Source organism: Serinibacter arcticus, assembly GCF_003121705.1.
In the GTDB taxonomy this organism is placed as follows: Bacteria; Actinomycetota; Actinomycetes; order Actinomycetales; family Beutenbergiaceae; genus Litorihabitans.
Genome location: NZ_PYHR01000002.1, coordinates 2,297,312 through 2,319,036, shown reverse-complemented (window position 1 = coordinate 2,319,036; position 21,725 = coordinate 2,297,312). Strand labels below are relative to the sequence as shown.

At 74.8% G+C, this 21,725-nt stretch carries 21 protein-coding genes and 1 pseudogene; 14 read left to right on the top strand and 8 right to left on the bottom strand.

Annotation, left to right across the window (positions count from 1 at the left end; all coding sequences use genetic code 11):
- Positions 1-23: 23 nt before the first annotated feature.
- Positions 24-908 carry a LysR family transcriptional regulator ArgP gene (locus C8046_RS10465; RefSeq protein WP_109229388.1) on the bottom strand — a complete coding sequence of 295 codons (885 nt, stop codon included), beginning with the start codon at positions 906-908 and terminating at the stop codon, positions 24-26.
- An 85-nt stretch (positions 909-993) separates the two neighbouring features.
- Between C8046_RS10465 and C8046_RS10460 the strand changes: the two genes are divergently transcribed.
- From C8046_RS10460 to C8046_RS18465, 10 genes are all read left to right on the top strand, one after another.
- Positions 994-1,611: a LysE/ArgO family amino acid transporter gene (locus C8046_RS10460; protein ID WP_199224439.1), complete on the top strand. Its 618-nt coding sequence runs from the start codon at positions 994-996 to the stop codon at positions 1,609-1,611.
- 301 nt (positions 1,612-1,912) lie between these two features.
- Positions 1,913-3,025, top strand: coding sequence for a polyprenyl synthetase family protein (locus C8046_RS10455; RefSeq protein WP_109229387.1), 1,113 nt, complete (start codon positions 1,913-1,915; stop codon positions 3,023-3,025).
- A complete protein-coding gene (locus C8046_RS10450) occupies positions 3,022-3,960 on the top strand; it encodes a phytoene/squalene synthase family protein (RefSeq protein ID WP_235866281.1) in 939 nt (312 codons plus the stop codon). Before C8046_RS10455 ends, C8046_RS10450 begins: the two co-directional genes overlap by 4 nt.
- Positions 3,948-5,618, top strand: coding sequence for a phytoene desaturase family protein (crtI, locus tag C8046_RS10445; protein WP_109229386.1), 1,671 nt, complete (start codon positions 3,948-3,950; stop codon positions 5,616-5,618). Before C8046_RS10450 ends, crtI begins: the two co-directional genes overlap by 13 nt.
- Positions 5,615-6,553 (top strand): carotenoid biosynthesis protein, encoded by a 939-nt coding sequence (locus C8046_RS10440; RefSeq protein WP_109229385.1) that lies wholly within the window; start codon positions 5,615-5,617, stop codon positions 6,551-6,553. The genes crtI and C8046_RS10440 overlap by 4 nt, the downstream gene beginning before the upstream one ends.
- Positions 6,553-7,260: a lysophospholipid acyltransferase family protein gene (locus C8046_RS10435; RefSeq protein WP_109229384.1), complete on the top strand. Its 708-nt coding sequence runs from the start codon at positions 6,553-6,555 to the stop codon at positions 7,258-7,260. Before C8046_RS10440 ends, C8046_RS10435 begins: the two co-directional genes overlap by 1 nt.
- Positions 7,257-8,273, top strand: coding sequence for a glycosyltransferase (locus C8046_RS10430; protein WP_199224438.1), 1,017 nt, complete (start codon positions 7,257-7,259; stop codon positions 8,271-8,273). Before C8046_RS10435 ends, C8046_RS10430 begins: the two co-directional genes overlap by 4 nt.
- Positions 8,255-8,548 (top strand): hypothetical protein, encoded by a 294-nt coding sequence (locus tag C8046_RS18720; RefSeq protein ID WP_199224437.1) that lies wholly within the window; start codon positions 8,255-8,257, stop codon positions 8,546-8,548. Before C8046_RS10430 ends, C8046_RS18720 begins: the two co-directional genes overlap by 19 nt.
- Positions 8,545-10,095, top strand: a complete 1,551-nt coding sequence (locus C8046_RS10425; protein ID WP_109230882.1) for a phytoene desaturase family protein — start codon at positions 8,545-8,547, stop codon at positions 10,093-10,095. Before C8046_RS18720 ends, C8046_RS10425 begins: the two co-directional genes overlap by 4 nt.
- Before the next feature lie 125 nt (positions 10,096-10,220).
- Positions 10,221-10,784 carry a GNAT family N-acetyltransferase gene (locus C8046_RS18465; RefSeq protein ID WP_158277197.1) on the top strand — a complete coding sequence of 188 codons (564 nt, stop codon included), beginning with the start codon at positions 10,221-10,223 and terminating at the stop codon, positions 10,782-10,784.
- A gap of 138 nt (positions 10,785-10,922) precedes the next feature.
- Here C8046_RS18465 and C8046_RS10415 read toward each other — a convergent pair whose 3' ends face one another.
- From C8046_RS10415 to C8046_RS10400, 4 genes are read right to left on the bottom strand one after another with little or no spacing between them, the layout of a single operon-like run.
- A complete protein-coding gene (locus tag C8046_RS10415) occupies positions 10,923-11,372 on the bottom strand; it encodes a GyrI-like domain-containing protein (protein ID WP_109229382.1) in 450 nt (149 codons plus the stop codon).
- A gap of 38 nt (positions 11,373-11,410) precedes the next feature.
- Complete coding sequence (locus C8046_RS10410; RefSeq protein ID WP_109229381.1) at positions 11,411-13,729, bottom strand: FdhF/YdeP family oxidoreductase; 2,319 nt, start codon at positions 13,727-13,729, stop codon at positions 11,411-11,413.
- 60 nt (positions 13,730-13,789) lie between these two features.
- Positions 13,790-14,791: a serine hydrolase domain-containing protein gene (locus C8046_RS10405; RefSeq protein WP_109229380.1), complete on the bottom strand. Its 1,002-nt coding sequence runs from the start codon at positions 14,789-14,791 to the stop codon at positions 13,790-13,792.
- 49 nt (positions 14,792-14,840) lie between these two features.
- Positions 14,841-15,251 (bottom strand): VOC family protein, encoded by a 411-nt coding sequence (locus tag C8046_RS10400; RefSeq protein WP_109229379.1) that lies wholly within the window; start codon positions 15,249-15,251, stop codon positions 14,841-14,843.
- Between the two features lie 132 nt (positions 15,252-15,383).
- Here C8046_RS10400 and C8046_RS10395 point away from each other — a divergent pair, with 132 nt between their 5' ends.
- A complete protein-coding gene (locus tag C8046_RS10395; protein ID WP_158277196.1) occupies positions 15,384-15,818 on the top strand; it encodes a DUF2809 domain-containing protein in 435 nt (144 codons plus the stop codon).
- Here the strand turns inward: C8046_RS10395 and C8046_RS10390 are convergent.
- Positions 15,815-16,687 carry an HAD family hydrolase gene (locus C8046_RS10390; protein ID WP_109229378.1) on the bottom strand — a complete coding sequence of 291 codons (873 nt, stop codon included), beginning with the start codon at positions 16,685-16,687 and terminating at the stop codon, positions 15,815-15,817. The genes C8046_RS10395 and C8046_RS10390 overlap by 4 nt on opposite strands.
- A 126-nt stretch (positions 16,688-16,813) precedes the next feature.
- Between C8046_RS10390 and C8046_RS10385 the strand changes: the two genes are divergently transcribed.
- The gene (locus C8046_RS10385; RefSeq protein WP_146197129.1) at positions 16,814-17,473 is read left to right on the top strand and encodes a DUF4352 domain-containing protein; all 660 of its coding nucleotides are present in this window, start codon (positions 16,814-16,816) and stop codon (positions 17,471-17,473) included.
- A gap of 93 nt (positions 17,474-17,566) precedes the next feature.
- Here the strand turns inward: C8046_RS10385 and C8046_RS10380 are convergent, their stop codons facing one another.
- Complete coding sequence (locus C8046_RS10380) at positions 17,567-18,373, bottom strand: HAD hydrolase family protein (protein WP_109229376.1); 807 nt, start codon at positions 18,371-18,373, stop codon at positions 17,567-17,569.
- 112 nt (positions 18,374-18,485) lie between these two features.
- Between C8046_RS10380 and C8046_RS10375 the strand changes: the two genes are divergently transcribed.
- Together C8046_RS10375 and C8046_RS10370 are read left to right on the top strand one after the other, a co-directional pair.
- Positions 18,486-19,874, top strand: a complete 1,389-nt coding sequence (locus tag C8046_RS10375; protein WP_109229375.1) for a pyridoxal phosphate-dependent decarboxylase family protein — start codon at positions 18,486-18,488, stop codon at positions 19,872-19,874.
- 49 nt (positions 19,875-19,923) lie between these two features.
- The gene (locus C8046_RS10370) at positions 19,924-20,886 is read left to right on the top strand and encodes an LLM class flavin-dependent oxidoreductase (RefSeq protein WP_235866280.1); all 963 of its coding nucleotides are present in this window, start codon (positions 19,924-19,926) and stop codon (positions 20,884-20,886) included.
- Here C8046_RS10370 and C8046_RS10365 read toward each other — a convergent pair.
- Positions 20,828-21,708 (bottom strand): annotated as a pseudogene (locus tag C8046_RS10365) (metal ABC transporter permease). The gene C8046_RS10370 and the pseudogene C8046_RS10365 overlap by 59 nt on opposite strands.
- Positions 21,709-21,725: the final 17 nt, after the last annotated feature.

Here is a 21,725-nt window from a genome sequence, read left to right as displayed (position 1 = left end):
CTGAGCCGTCCTCGGGCGCGACGTCAGCGCAGGTGCGCCCGCGCCGCGGTGCGCAGGGCGTCGGCGACGGCGTCGAGGCTCGGCGTGTGCAGCGACCACTGCTGCCAGAACAACGGCACGTCCTCGCGCCACGCGCCGGTCGGGTCGAGCCTGACCAGGCCCTCGGCCTCGGCGTCGACCTGCAGCTCCGGGAGCATGCCCCAGCCGTACCCGAGCCGGACGGCGTCGGCGAACTGCGCGGAGGCGGGCACGACGTGGAACGGCGGCTCGCCGTCGACCCCGCGGCGTCGGAGCGCCTCGTGCTGGAGGGCGTCCGCGTCGTCGAACACCACCATCGGGGCGACGGCGAGCGCAGCGGGGGTCACGCCGTCGGGGAACCACCGCCGCACGAAGGCCGCCGAGGCGAGCGGGTGGTAGCGCATGGTGCCGAGCGCCTCCACGGTGCAGCCCTGCACGGGCGCGGCCTGGCTGGTCAGCGCCCCCATCGCCGTGCCGTCGCGCAGCAGGTCGGCCGTGCGGTCCTGGTCCTCGCGGAGGAACTCGATCAGGACGTCGGCGGCGAGGGGTGCGAGCGCGGGCAGCACCCACGTGGCGAGCGAGTCGGCGTTGACGGCGAGGCGCACGCGCGGCCAGGCGGGGCCGCCGTCGGGCGCGGGGGAGAGGGTGCGCTGGGCGTCGGCGGTCAGCGCCTCGATCTCGCGCGCGAGGCGGAGGACGGCGACGCCCGCCTCCGTCGGGCGCACGGGCCGCGTGCGCTGCAGCAGCACGGCGCCGACTTGCTGCTCGAGCGCCTTGAGGCGCTGGCTCACGGCCGACGGCGTGAGGTGCAGCGCGCGGGCGGCGGCGTCGAGGCTGCCGGCCTCGACGGCGGCGGCGAGCGCCCGCAGCTGAGGCAGGTCCCAGTCCATCGCCCGACCGTACCTGAAGCACTGCTGATGGAACCGGAGAAACATTCGCTGTACGCAGGACTGTGCCGCCTCTAGCGTCGTTCCTGTGATCCCCACCCTGTTCGCCGGACTCGTCTTCGGCCTCGGACTCATCGTCGCCATCGGTGCCCAGAACGCGTTCGTGCTCCGACAGGGGCTGCGCCGCGAGCACGTGCTCCTCGTCGTCGCGATCTGCGCCGTCTCGGACCTGCTGCTCATCTGCCTCGGCACGGCGGGCGTCGGCGCCGTGATCGCGAGCAACCGGACGCTGCTCACGGTCGTGACGCTCGCCGGCGTCGCCGTGCTGCTCTGGTACGGGTTCACGGCCGCGCGGCGCGCGATCAGACCCGAGGCGCTGGTGGCCGAGGGCGCCGAGGCGCCGCGCGTCCCCGCGACGAAGGTGGCGCTCACCGCGCTCGCGCTGACCTGGCTCAACCCGCACGTCTACCTCGACACGGTCGTGCTGCTCGGCTCCGTGTCAGCCAGCTACGCCTCGCCGTGGGCGTTCGCCGCGGGGGCCGGCGTCGCCAGCCTGCTGTGGTTCAGCACCCTCGGCTTCGGCGCCCGTCTGCTGCGGCCGGTGTTCGCCCGCCCGACGGCGTGGCGCGTGTTCGACGTCGCCGTCGCCCTCGTGATGGTCGGGATCGCGGTGAGCCTGCTGCTGAGCCTGCGCGGCGGGCACTGACGGGCGGCACCGAGGTGAGCGGCGGGCCCGGGGTTCGGGCTCGCCCGGGGCTGAGGATGCGCCGGAAGTGCGGGGTGGTCAGTGGCAGGCCCGGGGTTCGGGCGCATCCGGGTGGGAGGGTGCGCCGGAAGTGCGGGGTGGTGCGCGGCGGGCGGCTGGCCCGTCGCGACGCGCTGAGGCGGCACGACGTCACCGCCCTGCCTCCCGGCGTCGGATCGACGCAGGATCGCGCCGCCCGCCAGGCGCTTTGCTGACAGGCGTCTGAGCCATTGCTAAGTTGGTTAGCAATCGGGAGGACTGAATGCCAGAAGCACTGCGCGTCGCATCACCACGCATCGCCGAGTTCGTCGACGGCGAGGGCGTCGCCGACGTGCGCCGTCGCCTCTCGGAGATCACGACGACGCAGGGTGCGCAGGCTGCCGGCTACAGCCCCGAGCTGGGTCGGGTCTGGGACGTGCTGCGCGAGAGCCTCAGCGAGGGCAAGCTCGTGCGCCCCGCGATCCTGCTCGCCGTCGCCGACGCGGTCGAGGCGCACGAACCCTGGCAGCGCGAGGCGGCGATCGAGCTGGCCGTCGCCGTCGAGATGCTGCACCACGCCTTCCTCCTGCACGACGACGTCATCGACCACGACACCGTGCGCCGCGGGCGGCCGAACCTCATCGCCCGCATCGGTCCGGAGCTCGCCGCGCGGGGCGCGACCGCCCAGCAGCAGCAGGCCGTCGGCGAGGCCGCCGGCATCCTCGCGGGCGACCTCGTGCTCTCCCAGGCGCACGAGCGCCTCGCCCGCCTCGACGTGCCGCACGCCACGCGCCTGCGTCTCCTCGACGTCCTCCAGGAGACGCTGCAGCACTCCGTCGCGGGCGAGCTCGCCGACGTCGGCTACGCCGCCCGCTCGCAGCGCCTCGACCGGGCGTCCGCGGCCGGCCGCCCGACGCTGGACGACGTGCTCGCGATGTCGCAGTCCAAGACCGGTGCGTACACGGTGCGGCTCCCGATGCTGTGGGCCCTGCTCGTCGCCGGCGTCGAGCCCCCCGCCGAGCTCGAGGACTTCTGCCAGGCGCTCGGTCTCGCCTTCCAGCTCCAGGACGACCTGCTCGGGCTGTTCGGCGACCCCGCGCTCGTCGGCAAGGACCCCGTCAGCGACCTGCGCGAGGGCAAGTTCACCGCCGTGATGGCCTACGCGAGCCTGAGCGAGCAGTGGGCCGAGATCGAGCCCGACCTCGGCCGCGAGGACCTGGGCCTCGACGACGGCGTCCGCATCCTCGCGCTGCTGGAGGCCTCCGGCGCGCGCACGGCCGTCGAGCGGGACCTCGCCGACGCGCTGGCCCGCGCCCACGGCCTCGCCGCCGACTCCGGCCGGCTCGCCGGCGTGCTCGACGCGATCGTGCTCGCCCTGACGGAACGGCGCTCGTGACCTCCACCCCGCAGGCCGGGGGACCCGACTCGGGGGTCTCCGTCGGCGCCGACCTCGGCGCGCTGCACCGCTACACCGAGGCGGCCCAGCAGTCGGCCGCGCGCGTGATCGCCGTCTACTCGACGTCGTTCGGCCTCGCCACGCGCCTGCTGGCCCCACGCTGCCGGACCTCCATCGCCTCGATCTACGCCCTGGTGCGGGTCGCGGACGAGGTGGTCGACGGCGTCGGCGCCGCCGCGGGCCTCACGCCCGAGGAGCAGCTCGCGTCGTTGCGCGAGCTCGAGGCCGAGGTGGAGCGCGCCGTCGCCAGCGGGTTCAGCACCAACCTCGTGGTCCACGCCTACGCCGTCGCGGCGCGCGAGAGCGGCATCGACGCGAGCCTCACCCGCCCGTTCTTCGCCTCCATGGAGATGGATCTTGCCCCGCGCGACCTCGACCCGGAGGAGCAGGCGACGTACGTCTACGGCTCGGCCGAGGTCGTCGGACTCATGTGCCTGCGGGTCTTCCTCACCGGACGCACCCCGCACCCGGACGAGCTCGAGGTGATGACGGCGGGCGCCCGTGCGCTGGGTGCCGCGTTCCAGAACGTCAACTTCCTGCGTGATCTCGCCGCGGACACCGCGCTCGGCCGGGGCTACCTGCCCACCGACGGGGCGCCCACGGCGCACGACGGCCCGTTCGACGAGGCCGCCAAACGCGCCTGGGTCGAGAAGGTGGCCGCCGACGTGCGGGCCGCCAAGCGCGGCATCGCCCTGCTGCCCGGCGACTGCCGGGTCGGTGTCGCGGTGGCGTGCGGGCTCTTCGAGGAGCTCAACCGACGCATCGCCGCCACCCCGGCGGCGGAGCTCGCGCGGCGACGGATCTCCGTCCCCGCCCCCGTCAAGGCCCGCATCGTGGCCTCGACACTGATGAAGGAGGCGCCGTGGCGCGGGTAGTCGTGATCGGGGCAGGAATCGCCGGACTGGCGAGTGCAGCCCTGCTCGCCAGGGACGGCCACGACGTCGAGGTGCTGGAGCGCGGGAGCCGGGTGGGAGGGCGAGCCGGCTGGATCGACGACGCCGGCTTCCGCTTCGACACCGGCCCCTCCTGGTACCTCATGGCCGACGTCTACGAGCACTTCGCCGAGATGCTCGGCACCACGATGGACGAGCTGGTCGACCTGCAGGTGCTGGACGGCTACACGATCCTCGCCGGCGACTCGGCCGACACGACCGGCGCGGCCCCCGCCGTCGAGCGCCTCGACGTCCCGCGCGGGGAGGAGGCGGTCACGGCGCTCGCCGAGAGCCTCGAGCCAGGCGCGGGTGAGGAGCTCGGGCGGTACCTCGCCTCGGCGCGCAGCGCGCTCGGCCTGGCGCTGGAGGAGTTCCTCTACAACCCCTACTCCGCCGTCGGCGCCGTGGTGAACCCGCGCGTGCTCGGCGCGGCGCCCGATCTCGCGCGCTGGCTGTCGACGTCGCTCAGCTCCTGGTCGGGGAAGCGGTTCACCCACCCGCTGCTGCGCCAGATGCTGCAGTACAACGCGATCTTCCTCGGCGCCGACCCCCGCAAGGCGCCGGCGATCTACCACCTGATGAGCCACATCGACCTGGTCGAGGGCGTCCGCTACCCGAAGGGCGGTTTCACGGCGTTCGTCGAGTCGTTGCACCTCCTCGCCCTCGAGGCCGGCGCGCGCATCACGCTGAACGCGGAGGTCTCCGAGATCGTCGCGGCACGCCGCGGCGGCTCGCTCGGCGGTCTCCTCGGGGCGAGCGGCGAGGTGCGCGGCGTGCGCTGGACCGACGCCGACGGCCGGGAGCGCCGCACGCGCGCCGACGTCGTCGTCTCGGCCGCGGATCTCCACCACACCGAGACCGAGCTGCTCGCGCCCGACCTGCGCACCTACCCCGAGCGCGCCTGGACCAACGCGGTCCCCGGACCCTCGAGCGTGCTCGTGATGCTCGGCGTCGACGGCGAGCTGCCGTCGCTGCCGCACCACACCCTCCTCCTCACGCGCGACTGGGAGGCCGGGCTCGACGCCGTCTTCGAGGGGTCCCCGACGCCCGAGGTCACCTCGCTGTACGTGTGCAAGCCGTCCGCGAGCGACGACGGCGTGGCCCCCGAGGGCGCCGAGAACGTGTTCCTGCTCGTGCCCGTCTCGGGCGAGATCGGGCTGGGCCGCGGCACCGGCTACCCGCGGGGGGACGCGGCGGACGACGGCGAGCCGGCCCGCGAGCCCGACCCCGCCGTCGAGCACATCGCGGACGCCGCGATCGCGCAGGTCGCGCGCTGGGCCGGGATCCCCGACCTCGCGGACCGTATCCGCGTGCGCCACACGCTCGGCCCCGGAGACTTCGGCGCCGACTACCACTCCTGGAAGGACGGCATGCTCGGCCCCTCGCACGTGCTCCGCCAGTCGGCGATGTTCCGCCGCGGCCCGGCCTCGCGCCGCGTCGACGGCCTGTACTACGCCGGCGGGACGGCCGCGCCCGGCGTCGGGGTGCCGATGTGCCTCATCTCGGCCGAGCTCGTGCTCAAGTCCGTGCGGGGCGACACCTCGGCGGGACCGATCCCGATCCCGGCGCCGGTGCCGCAGGACGGGGCGGTGCCCGCGTGACCGGCACCTCCACGTCCACCTCCAGCAGCGCGACGACGGCGGCGCCGTCGTCGCACCCCGGGCGCGCCCTCGCGGGTCGCGCCGCGTGGGTGACGTTCGCGGGCGCCGTCGTCGTCCAGCTGTCCTTCGCCCTGAACGGCGGGAACATCCCGCTCACGGTCGCGAGCGTCGTCCTCCTGACGGCGACCGCCACGCTGCACGCCACCTCGGTGGGTGGCTGGAAGTTCGCGCTCGGGATGCTCGGGATCGTCGCGGTGCTCACCTGGGCCGCCGAGGCGGTCGGCATCGCGACCGGGTTCCCGTTCGGCGAGTACGCCTACACCGGCTCGCTCGGTCCGGAGATCGCGGGCGTCTCGCTGCTCGTGCTGCTCGCGTGGCTGACGCTCGCCTACCCGTCCTACGTCGTCGCGAACCGGCTCGTCGGCCCGGGCACGGGCTGGCGCAAGGCCGCGCGGATCGGGCTCGCCGGCTTCGCGCTCACCGCCTGGGACGTCTTCCTCGACCCCCAGATGGTGGAGGCGGGCAACTGGGGCTGGGCGAACCCGGAGCCGTCGCTGCCCGGCACGCCCGGCATCCCGCTGACGAACTACGGCGGCTGGCTGCTGACGGCCGTGCTCATCGCCTGCGTCCTGGACGCCTGGCACACGCACGCGCGCCGCGCCTGGGACGCCGCCCCGCTCGGGGCGCCGGACCGCCAGCGCGCCGACCGCGTGCCGTACGCCGTCTACCTGTGGACCTACGTCTCCTGCATCATCGGCAACGCCTCGTTCTGGGAGCGCCCGTCGGTCGCCGTCGCGGGCGGCATCCTGATGGGGCTCGTCGCGGTCCCGCTGGTCCTCGTGCTCCGACGCGGACGGGCGGGGGTCACGACGACGCCCGCCCCCGACGCCGGCCTCGACGCCGGTCTCGACGCCGGTCGCCGACGCGAGCACTGATGCCGGCCCTGATGCCGGAGTGGTTGGCCCGGTGGTTCGTGCTGCGCAGCATCGGACGCAGCCTGCGGCACTCGCTCGCCTCGGTCGCCGTGGCGGGTGAGCTGCCGCGCCGTGGCGCCGTGATCGCCGCCAACCACGGCTCGTGGTGGGACGGCTACCTGCTCGGCGGGCTGGCCGGCGCGGTCGGTCGTCGCTCGAGCACGATGATGACGGCCCACCAGCTCGCGACGTTCCCGTTCCTGCGTCTCGTCGGCGCGGTCGGCACGGACGGCTCGCGCGCGCTCGTGCGCTCCGCGACCGACGGCCGCTGGGTCGTCGTCTTCCCGGAGGGCGACCTGCAGGCCGGGCCGGCGCTCGCCCCGCTGCACCCCGGTGCCGCCTGGATCGCGCGCACGGCCGGGGTGCCGCTCGTGCCGGTCGCGGTCCGGTTCGTGCTGCGGGGGGCGCCGCAGCCCGAGGCGGTCGTCCGCTTCGGCGAGCCGATCGACGTCGCGACGCTCCGCGCCCCGGAGGCCACGGTCGTGCTCGCGGCCCGGCTCGAGGCCGAGCTCGAGCGGCTCGACGCCGACCTCGCCGCAGCCGATCCCGAGCACGACCTGGTCGGTTACCGCGTGCTGCTGCGCGGGAGCGCGGGACGGCGCGACGACGTCGGCCTCCAGGTGCGGGCGCTGGCCTGGTTCAGCGGCGTGCCCAGCGTGCGTCGATGAGGGGCGCGCGCCTCGTCGAGGCCCTCGACCGCTTCGTCCTGGGAGGCCGCGCCGGCCGTGACCGGAGCCCGACGACGCGACTCGTCACCGCCGTCGCCGGCCCCCTCGCGCTGGGTTACCTCTCCTACCGCGTCTTCTCGATCCTCTCGAACGCCGGCGGACTGGTCCGGCTGCGGCCGGGGCGGGACTCGACGGGTGAGGCGGCGGGTTCGGCGGCGGGCGCGACGGCGCCCGGGCTCCGCGTCAGCCTCCTCGTCCCCGCGCGGGACGAGGAGGACACCCTGGTCACCACGCTGCCCGCGCTGCTCGCGCAGGGCGCTGACGACGTCGTGGTCCTCGACGACCACTCCACGGACGCCACGGCCAGGGTGGCCCGCGACGCCGGCGCGCGCGTGATCTCGGGCGCGAACCTGCCGGAGGGCTGGGTCGGCAAGCCGTGGGCCTGCCACCAGCTGGCGGCGGCGGTGCTCGGGGAGGACGCCGTCGACGGCGACGCGGCGGGCGCGGCGGGCGCCGCCGGCGCCGCCGCGGGCGCGACCCCCCGCGAGCACCTGCTGATCTTCACCGACGCGGACGTGACCTGGCACCCCGGCGCCCTCGCCGCGCTCGTGGCCGAGATGCAGCGCCGCGGCACGGACCTGCTGACCGTCTTCCCCAAGCAGCGGGTGGGCTCGTTCGGGGAACGGCTCGTGGTGCCGCTGGTCGACGCCGCGTTCATCGGGCACGCGCCGGTCCCGGTCATCCGGTCGCGACGCCGCGGGGCGGTCGCGGCCAACGGTCAGGTGATGGCGTTCCGACGCCAGGCCTACGAGCGGGCCGGGGGGCACGCCGCCGTGCGCGGCGAGCTGGTGGAGGACATCCGGCTGGCGCGGGCCGCGCGCGACGCAGGTGCGCGCTTCGACGCCGTGCTCGGGGCGAGGCGATCGGGGTGCGGATGTACACGTCCTACGGCGCCGCCGTCGAGGGGCTGGCCAAGAGCATGCCGGGCCTGCACATGGAGTCGAGGCTGGTGATGGCGGGGTCGGCCCTGTGGTTCCTGATGACGTACACGCTGCCGTGGCTGCTCCCGACGACCCCCCTGCTGCGCGTGGTCCGCACGGTCGGGCTGCTGGATCGCGGCGTCGTCAACGTCATGACCGGCCGGCGCCGCCCGGCCGATCTGGTCGAGACGTTCTTGGGCCCCGTCAGTCCCCTCGCCGTGCTTCCCGCCTACGCGAAGGCGGTGAGCGGTCGGCTGCGGTGGCGCGGCCGGGTGTACGTCGCGACGGAGAGCGGGTGGCGGTCATGAGTCGTGTCGTGGTGATCGGGACGGGCGTCGGCGGGCTCGCGAGCGCGGCGCGCCTGGCGGCGCTCGGGCACGAGGTGCTGGTGCTCGAGGCGTCGGACGTGGTGGGCGGCAAGCTCGGCATCTACCGACGCGACGGGTACACGTTCGACACCGGACCCTCCCTCGTGACGATGCCGCAGGTGGTGGCGGACCTGTTCGCCGCGACCGGCGAGCCTCTGGGGCCGGAGGTGGGGCTCGAGCTGGAGCGGCTCGAGGTCGCGTGCCGGTACACGTTCCCCGACGGCACGGTGCTGGACCTGCCGGGCCGCCGCGAGGAGCTGGCGGGGGCGCTGGACGCCGCGCTCGGCGACGGCGCCGGAGCGCAGTGGACGGCGTTCCTCGCCGAGGCCGAGAAGGTCTGGGAGGTGGCGGAGGGACCGTTCCTTCGCTCGCCCATCGACTCGGCGACGATCGCGGAGCTGGCGGCGTCGCCGTCGACCCTGATGACGATCGCGCCGTGGCTGAGCCTGCGCGCGTTCGGCGCGCGGCACCTGCGCGACCCGCGGTTGCGGATGATGCTCGACCGCTACGCGACCTACACGGGCAGCGATCCGCGGCGGGCGCCGTCGGCGCTGGCGACCGTGCCGTACGCCGAGCAGGAGTACGGCTCCTGGTACGTGCCGGGAGGGCTGCGGGGGCTGGGCGAGGCGGTCGCACGGCGCGCGGTGGAGCGCGGGGCGGAGATCCGGACCGGGGTGCGGGTGGCGCGGATCGTGCACGCGGGCGGCGGTGTGCGGGGCGTCGTGACGGCCGACGGCGAGTGGATCGAGGCGGACGTCGTCGTCGCGAACGCGGACGCGAGCCACGTCTACGGCGAGCTGCTCGACGGCGCGGCGGCGCGGGCCGAGCTCCGCTCGCTGCGGCGCGCGACGCCGTCGCTGTCGGGCTTCGTGCTGCTGCTCGCGCTCGAGGGGCTGCCGGCCGAGCTGCGGGAAAGGGCTGCGCACCATCGCGTGCTGTTCCCGGCGGACTACGACGACGAGTTCGACTCCGTGTTCGGCGTCGGGCGGTACGGCTGGGCGGGGCCCCGGGGCGGTGGTCCGCGACCCGTCGAGTCGCCGACCGTGTACGTGACCGCGCCGCAGGACCCGGCGATCGTGCCGGGTGGTTCCGCGGGCCTCGAGCGCGGCGAGGGTGCGTGGTTCGTCCTGGTCAACGCGCCGCGGCACGATCCGTCGGCTGGTGCCGACTGGGACGCCCCGGGCCTCGCGGACGCGTACGCACGGCGCATCCTGGCCGTGATGGCCGAGCGCGGGCTGGACGTCCGGCCGCACGTGCGCTGGATGGAGACGCGGTCCCCGGCCGACCTCGAGCGCGCGACGCTCGCGCCCGGCGGCTCGATCTACGGAACCTCCTCGAACGGGTCGAGCTCGGCGTTCCAGCGCCCGTCGAACGCCGGCCCGCTGCGCGGGCTCTACCTGGTGGGCGGGTCCTCGCACCCGGGCGGCGGGCTGCCGCTCGTCACGCTGTCGGCGGAGATCGTGGCGGGTCTGGTCGGCGAGGCCTGACCGCTCCCCCGCGAGGGGTTTCTGCACCACCCGCGAGGGGCTTCTGCACAGCCCGCGAGGGGGTTGCGCACCACCGGCGAGGGGTTTTGCGCACCGGAATCGCGACGGCGTGCCACGATGACGCCGTGAGTCTCACCGTGCGCCGAGCCCTCCCCGACGACGCCGATCGGCTCGGCGAGATCCACGTCAGCGCGTGGCGGCACGCCTACGTCGGACTGCTCCCGCAGGAGTTCCTCGACGGTCTCGACCCCGCAGCGCGGTCCGACGGGTGGCGCGGCGTGCTCACCTCGGAGGCGGCAGAGGCGGTGTCGAAGGGCGACGGCGACCGCGCGAGCCGGTGGGCCACGCACGTGGCGGAGCGCGACGGCGTCGTCATCGGCTTCGTCGGGACCGGCCCCACCCTGGGGCAGGACGAGAGTGCGACGACGGGGGAGCTCTTCATCAACGTCGACCCGTCCGCGTGGCGCACGGGCGCCGGGCGCGCACTGCTCGCGGCAGCCGACGAGCGCTTCGGAGACCTGGGCTGCACGGACGCGAAGCTGTGGGTGCTCGAGGGCAACGACCGCGCGATCGCCTTCTACGAGGCGCTCGGCTGGCGGGCGACCGGTGAGCGCAAGGTCGACAGGATCGGTGCCGGCACGGGCTCGGCCGAGGCGCCGCAGCTGCTTTTCAGGCGCGCCCTGAGCTGATCGAGGCAACCACCCCCTGGAGGGACCGCAACCACCCCCTCGAGGGGCCGCAACCACCCCCTCGAGGGACCGCAAGTACCCCCGTGAGGGGCCGCAACCACACCCTGGAGCGGCGGTCGCGGGGCGTCGCGTTCTCGCTCAGGCGAGCGGCCGCACCGGCACCAGGCAGTCGATCTCGCCCTCCCGGCGGTAGTGCTCGATGTGGGGACGCGACTCGTCGTGGTCGTCACCCGCCCGGGCGAACAGCGCGTCGAACGCGTCGCCGATCCGGCCGTAGACCTCGGGTGCCGCGCCGCGCAGACGGAGCCGCAGGTAGTCGCCCCCCGGGATGACGGTCTCGTCCAGGTCGAGCGGGTTGTCGGCATCGCGCTCGAGTCGCGCGGACGACATCCGGTAGATCCCGGTCCCGCCGTAGGCGAGCCCCATCATCCGGCGTCCCTGCAGCGAGTCGAACGCGCCCTCGAACGCGGGCCAGGCCGCCTGCACCGCCGCGATGTCGAGCGCCACGTCGCGGCTCAGGGCCGGGGTGTCCGCGAGGGTGGCGACGTCGACGCGGCCGAGGTCGTGGGCGGTGGAGTCGTCGCTCATGCCTGACTTCCTAGCATTTTTCACCGACTGACCGTCAGTCAGCCCCGCTTCTCCAGCCGCACCTCGATCGACTTCGACGTCGGCGTCCGGCTCCCCAGCGCGACCGAGTCCAGGGGCACGAGCACGTTCGTCTCGGGGAAGTAGGCCGCCGCGCACCCGCGCGGGGTGTCGTACGCGACGACGCGGAAGTCCTCCGCCCGCCGGTCCACCGCGTCGGACCACTCCGAGACCAGGTCCACGCGATCGCCGTCGGCCAGCCCGAGCTCCGCGAGGTCGCCGGCGTTGACGAACACCACGCGCCGCCCGCCCCGGATGCCGCGGTAGCGGTCGTCGAGGCCGTAGATCGTGGTGTTGAACTGGTCGTGCGAGCGGATCGTCTGCAGCAGCAACCGTCCGGGGCGCACGCGCGGGTAGGTCAACGTGTTGACGGTGAGCTCGGCCAGCCCCGACGCCGTCGCGAACGATCGCGTGTCGCGCGGCGGGTGCGGCAGCACGAACCCACCCGGCACGTCCAGCCGGGCCTCGTAGTCGGCGAAGCCGGGCACCACGCGCGCGATCGCCGCGCGCACGCGCCGGTAGTCACCGCGCCAGCCTGCCCAGTCCACGCGCGGCGTTCCCGACCGCCCGGCCAGCACCTTCTCGGCCAGCGACGTCACGATCCACATCTCGCTGCGCAGGTGCGGGCTCGCCGGGTCCAGCCGCCCGCGCGAGGCGTGCACCTCGCTCATCGAGTCCTCGACGCTCACGCGCTGCGGGCCGCCGGCCTGCACGTCCTCCTCGGTCCGCCCGAGCGCCGGCAGGATCAGCGCGCGCCGACCGCTCACGACGTGCGACCGGTTCGGCTTCGTCGAGATCTGCACGGTGAGCGACATCCGCGCCAGGGCCGCCTCCGTGACCGCCGAGTCCGGCGTCGCGCGCACGAAGTTCCCGCCGAGCCCCACGAAGACGCGAGCCTCGCCGTCGCGCATCGCCGCGATCGCCCCGACCGTGTCCAGCCCGTGCGCGCGGGGCGAGGCGAACGCGAACTCGGCGTCGAGCGCATCGTGGAAGGCCGCGGGCATCCGTTCGAAGATCCCCATCGTGCGGTCGCCCTGCACGTTCGAGTGCCCGCGCACCGGGCACACCCCGGCGCCCGGCCGGCCGATGTTCCCCTGCAGCAGCAGCACGTTGACGGCGTCGCGCAGCGTCGCGACGGCGTGCGGGTGCTGCGTCAGCCCCATCGCCCAGCAGAACACCGTGCGCCGCGAGCCGATCAGGGCCTCCGCCGTCGAGCGGATCTCCGCCTCCGTGAGCCCGGTCGCCGTCTCCACCTCGGCCCAGTCCAGCGCGCGCAGGTGCTCGAGGTACGGCTCGAGCCCACGGGTCGACGACGCCAGGAACTCGTGGTCGAACACCGTCCCGGGTGCGGCCTCCTCCGCCTCGAGCAGCACCCGACCCCACGCCTGGAACAGCGCCTGGTCGCCGCCGATCCGGATCTGCAGGTGGTCCGTGGCCAGCTGCGTGCCGCCCCGCGCGAGCGAGCCGACCTCCTGCGGGTTGGCGAACTTCTCCAGCCCGACCTCGCGCAGCGGGTTGACGGCGATGATCCGCGCCCCGCGCCTGGCCGCCTTTTCCAGCGTGGAGAGCATGCGGGGATGGTTGGTGCCCGGGTTCTGCCCGGCGACGACGATGACGTCCGCCCCCGCGACGTCCGCCAGGCTGACGCTGCCCTTGCCGATCCCGATCGTCTCGGTCAGCGCCGAGCCCGACGACTCGTGGCACATGTTCGAGCAGTCCGGCAGGTTGTTGGTGCCGAACCCGCGCACCAGCAGCTGATAGGCGAAGGCCGCCTCGTTGGACGTGCGGCCGGAGGTGTAGAAGATGGCCTCGTCGGGCGAGGCGAGGGCCAGGAGCTCGGAGGCGACGACGTCGAGCGCCTCGTCCCAGGTGACCGGCCGGTAGTGCGTGGCGCCGGCCTCCAGCAGCATCGGGTGCGTGAGGCGGCCCTGGCGGCCGAGCGAGTGGTCGTCCCAGGTGCGCAGCTCCGCGACGCTGTGCGCCGCGAAGAACTCCGGGCCCGCGACGGCGCGGGTCGCCTCCTCGGCGACGGCCTTCGCCCCGTTCTCGCAGAACTCCGCGGCGCTGCGGTGCTCGGGATCGGGCCAGGCGCAGCCGGGGCAGTCGAAGCCGTGCTTCTGGTTGAGGCGCGCGAGCGTGCGGGTGGTGCGCACCGCACCGAGCTCGCCGAGCGTGTGCTCGAGCGCGTGCACGACGCCGGGGATCCCCGCCGCGCGCGACGGCACCTCGCCCACGGTGAGGCGGGACTCGTCGGTCTGGGGGACGCGGCGCTCGCCGTCGCCTCGATCGTTGGGATGCATCCTCGCTCCTCGCGTTCCTCCCAGCGTAGGCGCGGGGGCCCGCGGCGGAGCCGCCCGCCCTCAGCGCGCGGCGCCCTCCACGTCCCACGCGGCGTCCGCCGTCGTGGCCAGCACCGAGACGGTGCGGTGGTCGGCGATGTGGCGGCGGGAGACGAACGACGACCCGGCGTCCTGGCCCACGAGCATGACCTCGCCCGGGTTCGGCAGCCAGAACCCGAGCCCGTAGCCACCCTCGCCGTCGGTCGCCTCGTCGTCGGACCGCTCGCGCAGCAGCTCGTCCACGAGGTCGCCCGGCACGATCCGGCCCGCGAGCAGCGCGTCCCAGAAGGTCACCAGGTCGGCCGCGGTCGTGTAGATCCCGCCGTCGCCCCCACCGACCACAGGGAGGTGGTGGACGTTGGTGCGCCACACGCCGTCGACCTCCACGTACCCCACCGCGGCGTCGGCCGGGAGCTCGTCGCTGCGCAGGTAGGCCGTCGCGGTCAGGCCCGCCGGCTCGATCACGCGCGTGCGCACGAGCTCGTGGAACGGCGTGCCGCTCGCGCGCTCAGCGAGCAGCGCCAGCACGACGAAGCCGCCGTTGCAGTAGGAGAACGCGGAGCCGGCGGGGAACAGGCCCTCGTGGCCGGCGAGCACCGGGAGGTAGTCCTCGGGCCCGACGTAGCCGCTCATCGCGCCCGGCAGCAGGTACTCGGCGGTGTCGGCGTCGTCGTCGAGGTAGTCACCGATGCCGGAGCGGTGCGCGAGCAGGTGCTCGATCGTCACGTCGTCGGCGATCAGGGGGAGGTCCTCGCCGAGGAGGGAGCGCGCCGTCGTGTCGAGGGTGAGGGTGCCGTCGGCGACGAGGCTGAGCACGGCGAGCGCCGTGAAGCCCTTCGCGCCGCTCGCGACGGCGACGCGGTGGGCGGGGGTCATGGCGACGGCGTGGCGGCGGTCGGCCAGACCCCAGGCCTGCTCGGTCACGGTGGTTCCGGCCTCGTCGATGCGCACGACGCCGGCGCTCGGCTCGGTGGTGGCGGTCTCGATCGCCTCGGCCAGGGTGGGGGTCTCATCACTGGTCATGCGTTCGATCCTGACCCGGGGCGCGACGGCTCGCCACCTGATTTCGTTCTCAGGCGGCGTCGTCGACCTCGAAGCCGATCAGCCACTCGAGCCCGAACCGGTCGGCGACGCGCCCGTCCCAGGCACCCCACGGGCGCTGCTGCAGCTCGTCGAGGACCTCGCCGTCCTCGGAGAGCGCGGCGAACCAGCGCCGCAGGGTCGTGGCGTCGGCCGTGCCGAGGAGCGCGAACCGGAGGCCCTCGCAGCGCAGCGGAGCCTCGTCGCCGGCGACGTCCGCGGCGAACAGGGTGACGGGGCCGCCGGTCAGCTCGCCGTGGGCGATCGCGTCGGACGGGCCGTCGGTGCGGCTGAAGTCCGCGAACGTGTGGAGCTGGACGTCGGCACCGAACACCTCGCCGTAGAAGGTGAGCGCGTCGCGGGCGGTGCCGGGCAGGTGGAGGTACGGCGTCATCGCGGTCATGGGGGTCACCGTAGAGCCGGGCGTGGGAGGTGCGGAACCCCCTCGCGGGAGGTGCGGAACCCCCTCGCGGGTGGTGCGGAACCCCCTCGCGGGTGGTGCAGAAACCCCTCGGCGGTGTGGTGGGGTGGGGGCGTGAGCACGTCGAACGACCCGCCCGTCCGCAGCGTCCGGCGCGCCCCCGACCCCGAGCGGCGCTCCCGCGTCGGGCTCGCCCTGGTCGGGCTCGTGATCGTCGCGCTCGGCCTGGTCGGACGGTTCGCGCTCCCCGGCGCCGCGGGCGACGTCGCCGGTGGGCTGCTGTACGCGGCGCTCGTCTACGTCGTCGTCGCGATGGTCGTGCCCCGCGCGTCGGGGACCCGGATCGCGCTGGTGGCGCTCGCCGTCGTGCTCGGTGTCGAGCTGCTCCAGCTCACGGGCGTCCCGGCCGCGATCGGCGAGGCGTTCCCGCCGGCCCGGCTCGTGCTCGGCACGACGTTCGTGGTGAGCGACCTCGTGATCGGCGCCGTGGGCGTCGCGCTCATGGCCACGACCGACGCCGTGCTGGCCCGGCCGCGCGGATCGCGCTAGACCTCGAGCCCCAGCACCTCGCGGATCGTCTGCACCACGCCGCCCTCGTCGTTCGACGGCGCCACGAACCGCGCCGCGGCCGTCACCGCGGGGTGGGCGCCGGCCATCGCGTAGGACCACTCCGCCCGCGCCAGCATGCCGAGGTCGTTGGGGAAGTCGCCGAACGCCATCGTGTGCTCGGGGCCGATCCCCATCTCCTCCTGCAGGGCGGCCAGCGCGCGGCCCTTGTCCGCCGTCGGGCTCATGACGTCGACCCACACCGGCGCCGAGATCAGCGTCCGCGCGCCCGGCACCTCCCCGATCTCGACGGCGACGCCCGTCTCCGTCCCGTGCGGATCCCAGACGGCGATCTTCAGCACGTCGTCCTCGACGGCGTGGAGGTCCTCGACCACCTCGAGCAGCGGGTAGTAGGGGCGCGACGTCGCGACGAAGTCGGGCAGCGTCGCCACGGCCTCGGTGCTCACGTAGGCGCTGCGGCGCCCCGCCAGCACGACGGCGGCGGTCCCGCCCGCGGCGCGGTAGCGGTCCACGGCGGCCAGCACGGTCGCGACGGCGGCGAGCGGTACGCCGTCGACCGCCACCACGACCCCGCCCCTGGCCGCGAGCGCGCCGTTCTCGGCGATGATCGCGAGCGTCGCGGCGACCTCGTCACCCGTGCCGACGGTGCCGTCGGCCTCGCTGCCCGCGATCGCGAGGCGGATGCTCTCGTGCTGGCGGCCGCTGGCCGGGACGACGGCGATGCCGCGCTCCGTGAGGGCGGCCAGCACCGCGGGGAAGGCGGGGTCCAGGAGCTTGCGGGAGTCGAGCAGGGTCCCGTCGAGGTCGATGGCGATCATCCGGATGTCAGGGGTGGCGGTCACGGCCCCCATCCTCCCAGTCACCCCCCATGGGGAGTTCTCCCCCGGAACCAAGTGGACCCTGAACGGATCCTTCACGGAGACTGGGAGGACGAGAGCGGGCGAGTCCGTGCCCGTCGCGACGAGGAGCAATCCCCCATGAGAGTTCGAGTCCCTGCAGTCATCGCCGCCACCGTGATCGGTCTCGGTGCGCTGACCGCGTGCGGCGGTGGCGACGAGCCTGCCGCCGACCCGACCAGCCAGAGCCCCGAGGCGGAGGAGACGACCACCGAGGAGGAGACCGCCACCGAGACGGAGAGCCCGGAGGCGGAGGAGACCACGTCGGAGGAGTCGACCGACGCGGCCGCCCCGTCCGGCGAGATCCCGGCGCCCGTGGCCGTCGGCGAGACGATCACCGACGACGTGCTCGGTGACGTCATCACCGTCAACCAGGTCATCACCGGCTTCCCGTCGGTCGAGTGGTCCAACATCGCCGAGGACGGCGGCGAGTTCGTCGTCGTCGAGGTCCAGGTCGAGGCCGGCGACCAGTTCAGCGGCGGCGTCCAGGGCGGATTCAAGCTGCTCAGCGGCGGCCAGACCGCCGGCTCCGCCACGAGCATCCTGAACAACGACCTGGTCAACGCGGGCATGGCGCCGTTCGAGGGCGTCAGCAGCGGCGAGTCCGGCTCCGGATGGGTGGCCTTCCAGGTCAACACCGCCTCCGCGCCGTACGAGCTGACCTACACCCGCATGGCGGCGTCGGTCATCGGCTCGGACGAGACCATCCCCGAGCAGGTCTGGACGATTCCGCTGCCGTAGCGCGCGGCGTCCGCAGGACCGTCGGACCGTCCGGAGCCCAGGCTCCGGGCGGTCCGCTGCTTCTCCGGCGGGAGCTCCGGTCGCCGCGGCTCGTCAGTCGAGGAGCCCGAGACGCGCGAACAGCTCCGCGAGCCCCGAGACCTCCGGGCCGCCGGCGAGCGCGTCCGCGACGGCGAGCACCGCCGGGTGCGAGCCGGTGACGCCGACCCCGAGCCCCGCCCACGCGAGCATCTCGACGTCGTTGGGCCCGTCGCCGACGGCGATCACGTCGGCCTGCGCCACCCCGAGGGCCCCAGCCGCTCGGGCGAGGCCGTCGGCCTTGGACAGCCCGGCCCGGTAGAGCTCCCCGGCCCCCTCGCCCAGCTCGGGGATGGAGCTCGGGATGACGGCGATCCCCGCCCCGATCTCCGCCAGGAGCTGCTCGGGCGTGACGGGTGAGGCGAAGTAGCTGATCTTCGACGTCGGGAACGCGGCGAGCTCGACCTCCTCGGTCAGCGCCGCGATCGGCGGCAGGCCGCCGGGCGGCACCACGTGGGTCAGGGCCTCGACGAGCCGCTCGATCCCGTGGGCCGGTCCGGCCAGGGCGTGCGAGCCCTCGAGGAGGAACGCGACGTCGTGCGCCAGCAGCGCGCGCACGGCCCGCGCGGTGAGCTCGGGCGGCAGCGTGCCGTCCTCGAGCACGTCCCCGTCGATCTCGACGTAGCCACCCGCGCTCGCGACGGCGCCGTCGAACCCGAGGTCGACGAGGTCGCTGATCATCGAGCGCGGCCGGCCGGTCGCCAGCAGCACGCGGTGCCCGGCGGCGCGGGCCGCGCGGACGGCCCCGAGGTTGCCCGGCGGCACGACACCGTGCTGCGCGAGCGTGCCGTCGACGTCGAGGAAGATCGCGCGGGGAGTCACGTCCCGACCCTATGTCGCCTCCGTCACGCCGTCCCGAGCCGTGGGTGACGGCGGAGCGGACGTAGGCTCGTCGGGCACTTCTCGCCCGCTGCACCGCCCGAAAGGTTCACCCATGGGAGAGGCCCTCCACGTGGCCACCGCCGCCGCTCACGAGTGGCTGCAGTCCCTGGAGACCCGCCCGGTCAACGCCGAGCTCGACGTCGACGAGGTCGCCGAGCGGCTGCGCCGGCCGTTCCCGGTCGAGGGCGCCCGAGCCTCCGACGTCGTGCGCGAGCTCGTGGACGCCGTCACGCCGGGACTGATCGCGACGCCGTCGGGCCGCTACTTCGGCTGGGTGCGCGGCGGGGTGCTCGACTCGGCGCTCGCGGCCGACTGGCTGACGGCCGCGTGGGACCAGAACGCGAGCCTCCTCGCGGGCTCCCCGGCCGGCGCCGCCGTCGAGCGGGTCGCGGCCGAGTGGATCCTGGACGCGCTCGGGCTGCCCGCGGACGCCTCCGTCGGCTTCGTCACCGGCGGCCAGATGGCCAACTTCACCTGCCTCGCCGCCGCCCGGCACGCGGTGCTGGCGCGCGCCGGCTGGGACGTCGAGCGCGACGGGCTCGTCGGCTCGCCGTCGATCGGCCTGTTCGTGGGCGCCGAGCGCCACGTCACGGTCGACCTCGCGCTGCGCTACCTCGGCCTCGGCCAGTCCCGCGCGGTGGTCGTGGATGCCGACGGCGAGGGCCGGCTCCGGCTCGACGCCCTCGAGGCGGCGCTCGCGGCCGACGAGCTGTCCCACCCCGACCGCCCCCGGATCGTCGTGCTCCAGGCGGGCAACGTGCACTCGGGCGCCTTCGACCCCGGCGAGGCCGTCGCCCTCGCGCACCGCTACGGCGCGTGGGTGCACGTCGACGGTGCCTTCGGCCTGTGGGCCGCCGCCTCGGACCGCCACCAGCACCTCACCGCGGGTCTGGAGGCGGCCGACTCCTGGGGCACCGACGCCCACAAGACCCTCAACGTGCCCTACGACTCCGGGCTCGCGATCGTCGCGGACGGCGGCGCGCTGCACGCCGCGATGGGGGAGAAGGCCGCCTACCTCATCCAGGACGACCGCCCCGACCCCCTCGCGACCGTGCCGGAGTTCTCCCGCCGCGCCCGCGGCTTCACCGTCTGGGCGGCGCTGCGCCAGCTCGGCCGCTCGGGCCTCGCGGCGATGGTCGACGGCTTCGCCGACCACGCGGCCACCTTCGCCCGCGAGCTGGACGAGCTGGAGGGCGTCGCCGTCGCCAACGACGTCGTCTACACCCAGGTCTGCGTCGCGTTCGCGAGCGACGCCGAGACGCACGCCGTCGCCGCCGCCCTCATGCGCGAGGGCACCACGTGGATGACGCCGTCGACCTGGCACGGTCGGGCCGTCCTGCGGGTGTCCGTCTCGAACGCCCGGACCGACTCGGACGACGTCGCGCGCGCGATCGCCGCCGTCGCCCGGGTCCTGCACGACGTGCGGGGCGCCTCGGCCTGAGCGCGAGCGCGACGGTGCGCACACCGTCGCCGTGCGCCAGGATGATGACGTGACCACGACCCCTGCCACCCGTGTCCGCACCGGCGTCATGCTCCCGCGCGACCTGCCGCTCGCCGACGTCCTGCCGTTCGCCCGCCGCGCCGACGAGCTCGGCTTCGACGAGCTCTGGGTCGTGGAGGACCTCGGCTTCCGCGGCGGCGTCGCCCAGGCCGCCACGGTGCTCGCGGGCACGAGTCGCATCGCCGTCGGGATCGGGATCATGCCGGCCGCCGCGCGCCACCCCGCGTTCGCCGCGATGGAGATCGCCACGCTCGGCCAGCTCTTCCCCGGCCGCGTGATCGCGGGGATCGGCCACGGCCAGGCGTCCTGGATGAGGACCCTCGGTGTCTGGCCCAGCAGCCCGCTCACGCTCCTGGAGGAGACGACGACGGCGGTCCGTTCCGTCCTGCGCGGCCGCCCCGTCGCCCCGGGGCGCTACGTCACGCTCGAGCACACCGAGTTCACCGAGCTGCCCGAGACGATCCCGCCCGTCCTGCTCGGCGTCCGCGGTCCGAGGTCGCTCGCGCTGTCCGGCCGGGTCGCCGACGGCACGCTGCTCGCCGAGCCCTCGCCCCCCAGCTACGTGCGCGCCGCCGCCCGGCACATCGCCGCGACCGGCCCGCACGAGCTCATCACCTACGACGTCGCCGCCGTGGACGACGACGCCGAGCGCGCCCTCGAGGCCGTGCGTCCCGGCCTGATGTGGATCGGCGAGCCCGACTGGGCGCCGCACCTCGTGGGGCTCCCGTTCGCCGACGAGCTGGTGGCGCTGCGCGCCGCGAGCGCAGGCCCGGAGGAGTTCGCCGCCGCGCTGCCCCTGGAGTGGATCGACGAGCTCAGCCTCGCCGGGACCCCCGCGCAGGTGCGGTCGAAGATGGCCGCGCGCCACGAGGCCGGGGCGACGTGCGTCGTGCTCACCCCGGTGGGCGAGGGGCGGCTGGAGCAGCTGGAGAGCCTGGCGCGCGTGGTGTGAGGTCGCGTGCTGCGAGGCGGGCGCGCCGCCGTCGCCACGTCTGCGGCAGCGCGCCGTAGCGCGGCGCCAGCAGGAACGCGAGCACGAACGCGATCCCGAGCGTCAGCACGATCGACGGCCCGCTGGCGGTGTCCAGGAGGTAGCTGGCCCACACCCCGACGACGGCGCTGACGGCGGCGATCGTCGGCGCCACCACGAGCATCGTGGGGAACCGGTCGGTGAGCAGCCGCGCCGTCGCGCCCGGGATGACGAGCAGCGCCACCACGAGGACCACGCCGACCGCCTGCAGCGCGACGACGCTGGTCAGCGCGAGGAGCCCGAGCAGCAGCGCCTCGAGTCGGCGGGGCGAGAGCCCGACGGCGTGCGCGTGCGTCGGGTCGAAGGCCACCAGGGTGAGGTCGCGGCGGCGCAGGAGCAGCACCGTCGCCACGACGGCGCCGACGACGGCGACCTGCAGCAGATCCGCCACGCTCACGCCGAGCAGGTTCCCGAACACGATGTGCCCGAGGTCCACCTGGCTCGGCACCACGGAGATGAGCACCAGCCCGAGCGCGAAGAGCGACGTGAAGACGACGCCGATCGCGGCGTCCTCCCGGATCCGCCCGCGCCCCCCACCGTGCCGATCAGCGCGACCGCCCCGAGGCCGAACACCACCGCACCGAGCGCGAACGGGGCGCCGACCACGTAGGCCAGCACGACACCGGGCAGCACCGAGTGGGACACGGCGTCGCCCATCAGCGACCACCCCACGAGCACGAGCCAGCACGAGAGCAGCGCGCAGACCACGGCGGCGATGATCGCGACGGCGAACGCGCGCTGCATGAACGCGTAGCGCAGGG

What these genes read in the sequence shown, in the direction of transcription:
- C8046_RS10455 (WP_109229387.1), top strand. Translation starts at nt 1,913, where the DNA reads ATGCCAGAAGCACTGCGCGTCGCATCACCACGCATCGCCGAGTTCGTC.
- C8046_RS10425 (WP_109230882.1), top strand. Translation starts at nt 8,545, where the DNA reads ATGAGTCGTGTCGTGGTGATCGGGACGGGCGTCGGCGGGCTCGCGAGC.
- C8046_RS10390 (WP_109229378.1), bottom strand. Translation starts at nt 16,687, where the DNA reads ATGGGGGCCGTGACCGCCACCCCTGACATCCGGATGATCGCCATCGAC.
- C8046_RS10430 (WP_199224438.1), top strand. Translation starts at nt 7,257, where the DNA reads ATGAGGGGCGCGCGCCTCGTCGAGGCCCTCGACCGCTTCGTCCTGGGA.
- C8046_RS10400 (WP_109229379.1), bottom strand. Translation starts at nt 15,251, where the DNA reads ATGACCGCGATGACGCCGTACCTCCACCTGCCCGGCACCGCCCGCGAC.
- C8046_RS10405 (WP_109229380.1), bottom strand. Translation starts at nt 14,791, where the DNA reads ATGACCAGTGATGAGACCCCCACCCTGGCCGAGGCGATCGAGACCGCC.
- C8046_RS10375 (WP_109229375.1), top strand. Translation starts at nt 18,486, where the DNA reads ATGGGAGAGGCCCTCCACGTGGCCACCGCCGCCGCTCACGAGTGGCTG.
- C8046_RS10465 (WP_109229388.1), bottom strand. Translation starts at nt 908, where the DNA reads ATGGACTGGGACCTGCCTCAGCTGCGGGCGCTCGCCGCCGCCGTCGAG.
- C8046_RS10415 (WP_109229382.1), bottom strand. Translation starts at nt 11,372, where the DNA reads ATGAGCGACGACTCCACCGCCCACGACCTCGGCCGCGTCGACGTCGCC.
- C8046_RS10410 (WP_109229381.1), bottom strand. Translation starts at nt 13,729, where the DNA reads ATGCATCCCAACGATCGAGGCGACGGCGAGCGCCGCGTCCCCCAGACC.
- C8046_RS10385 (WP_146197129.1), top strand. Translation starts at nt 16,814, where the DNA reads ATGAGAGTTCGAGTCCCTGCAGTCATCGCCGCCACCGTGATCGGTCTC.
- C8046_RS18720 (WP_199224437.1), top strand. Translation starts at nt 8,255, where the DNA reads ATGGAGTCGAGGCTGGTGATGGCGGGGTCGGCCCTGTGGTTCCTGATG.
- C8046_RS10435 (WP_109229384.1), top strand. Translation starts at nt 6,553, where the DNA reads ATGCCGGCCCTGATGCCGGAGTGGTTGGCCCGGTGGTTCGTGCTGCGC.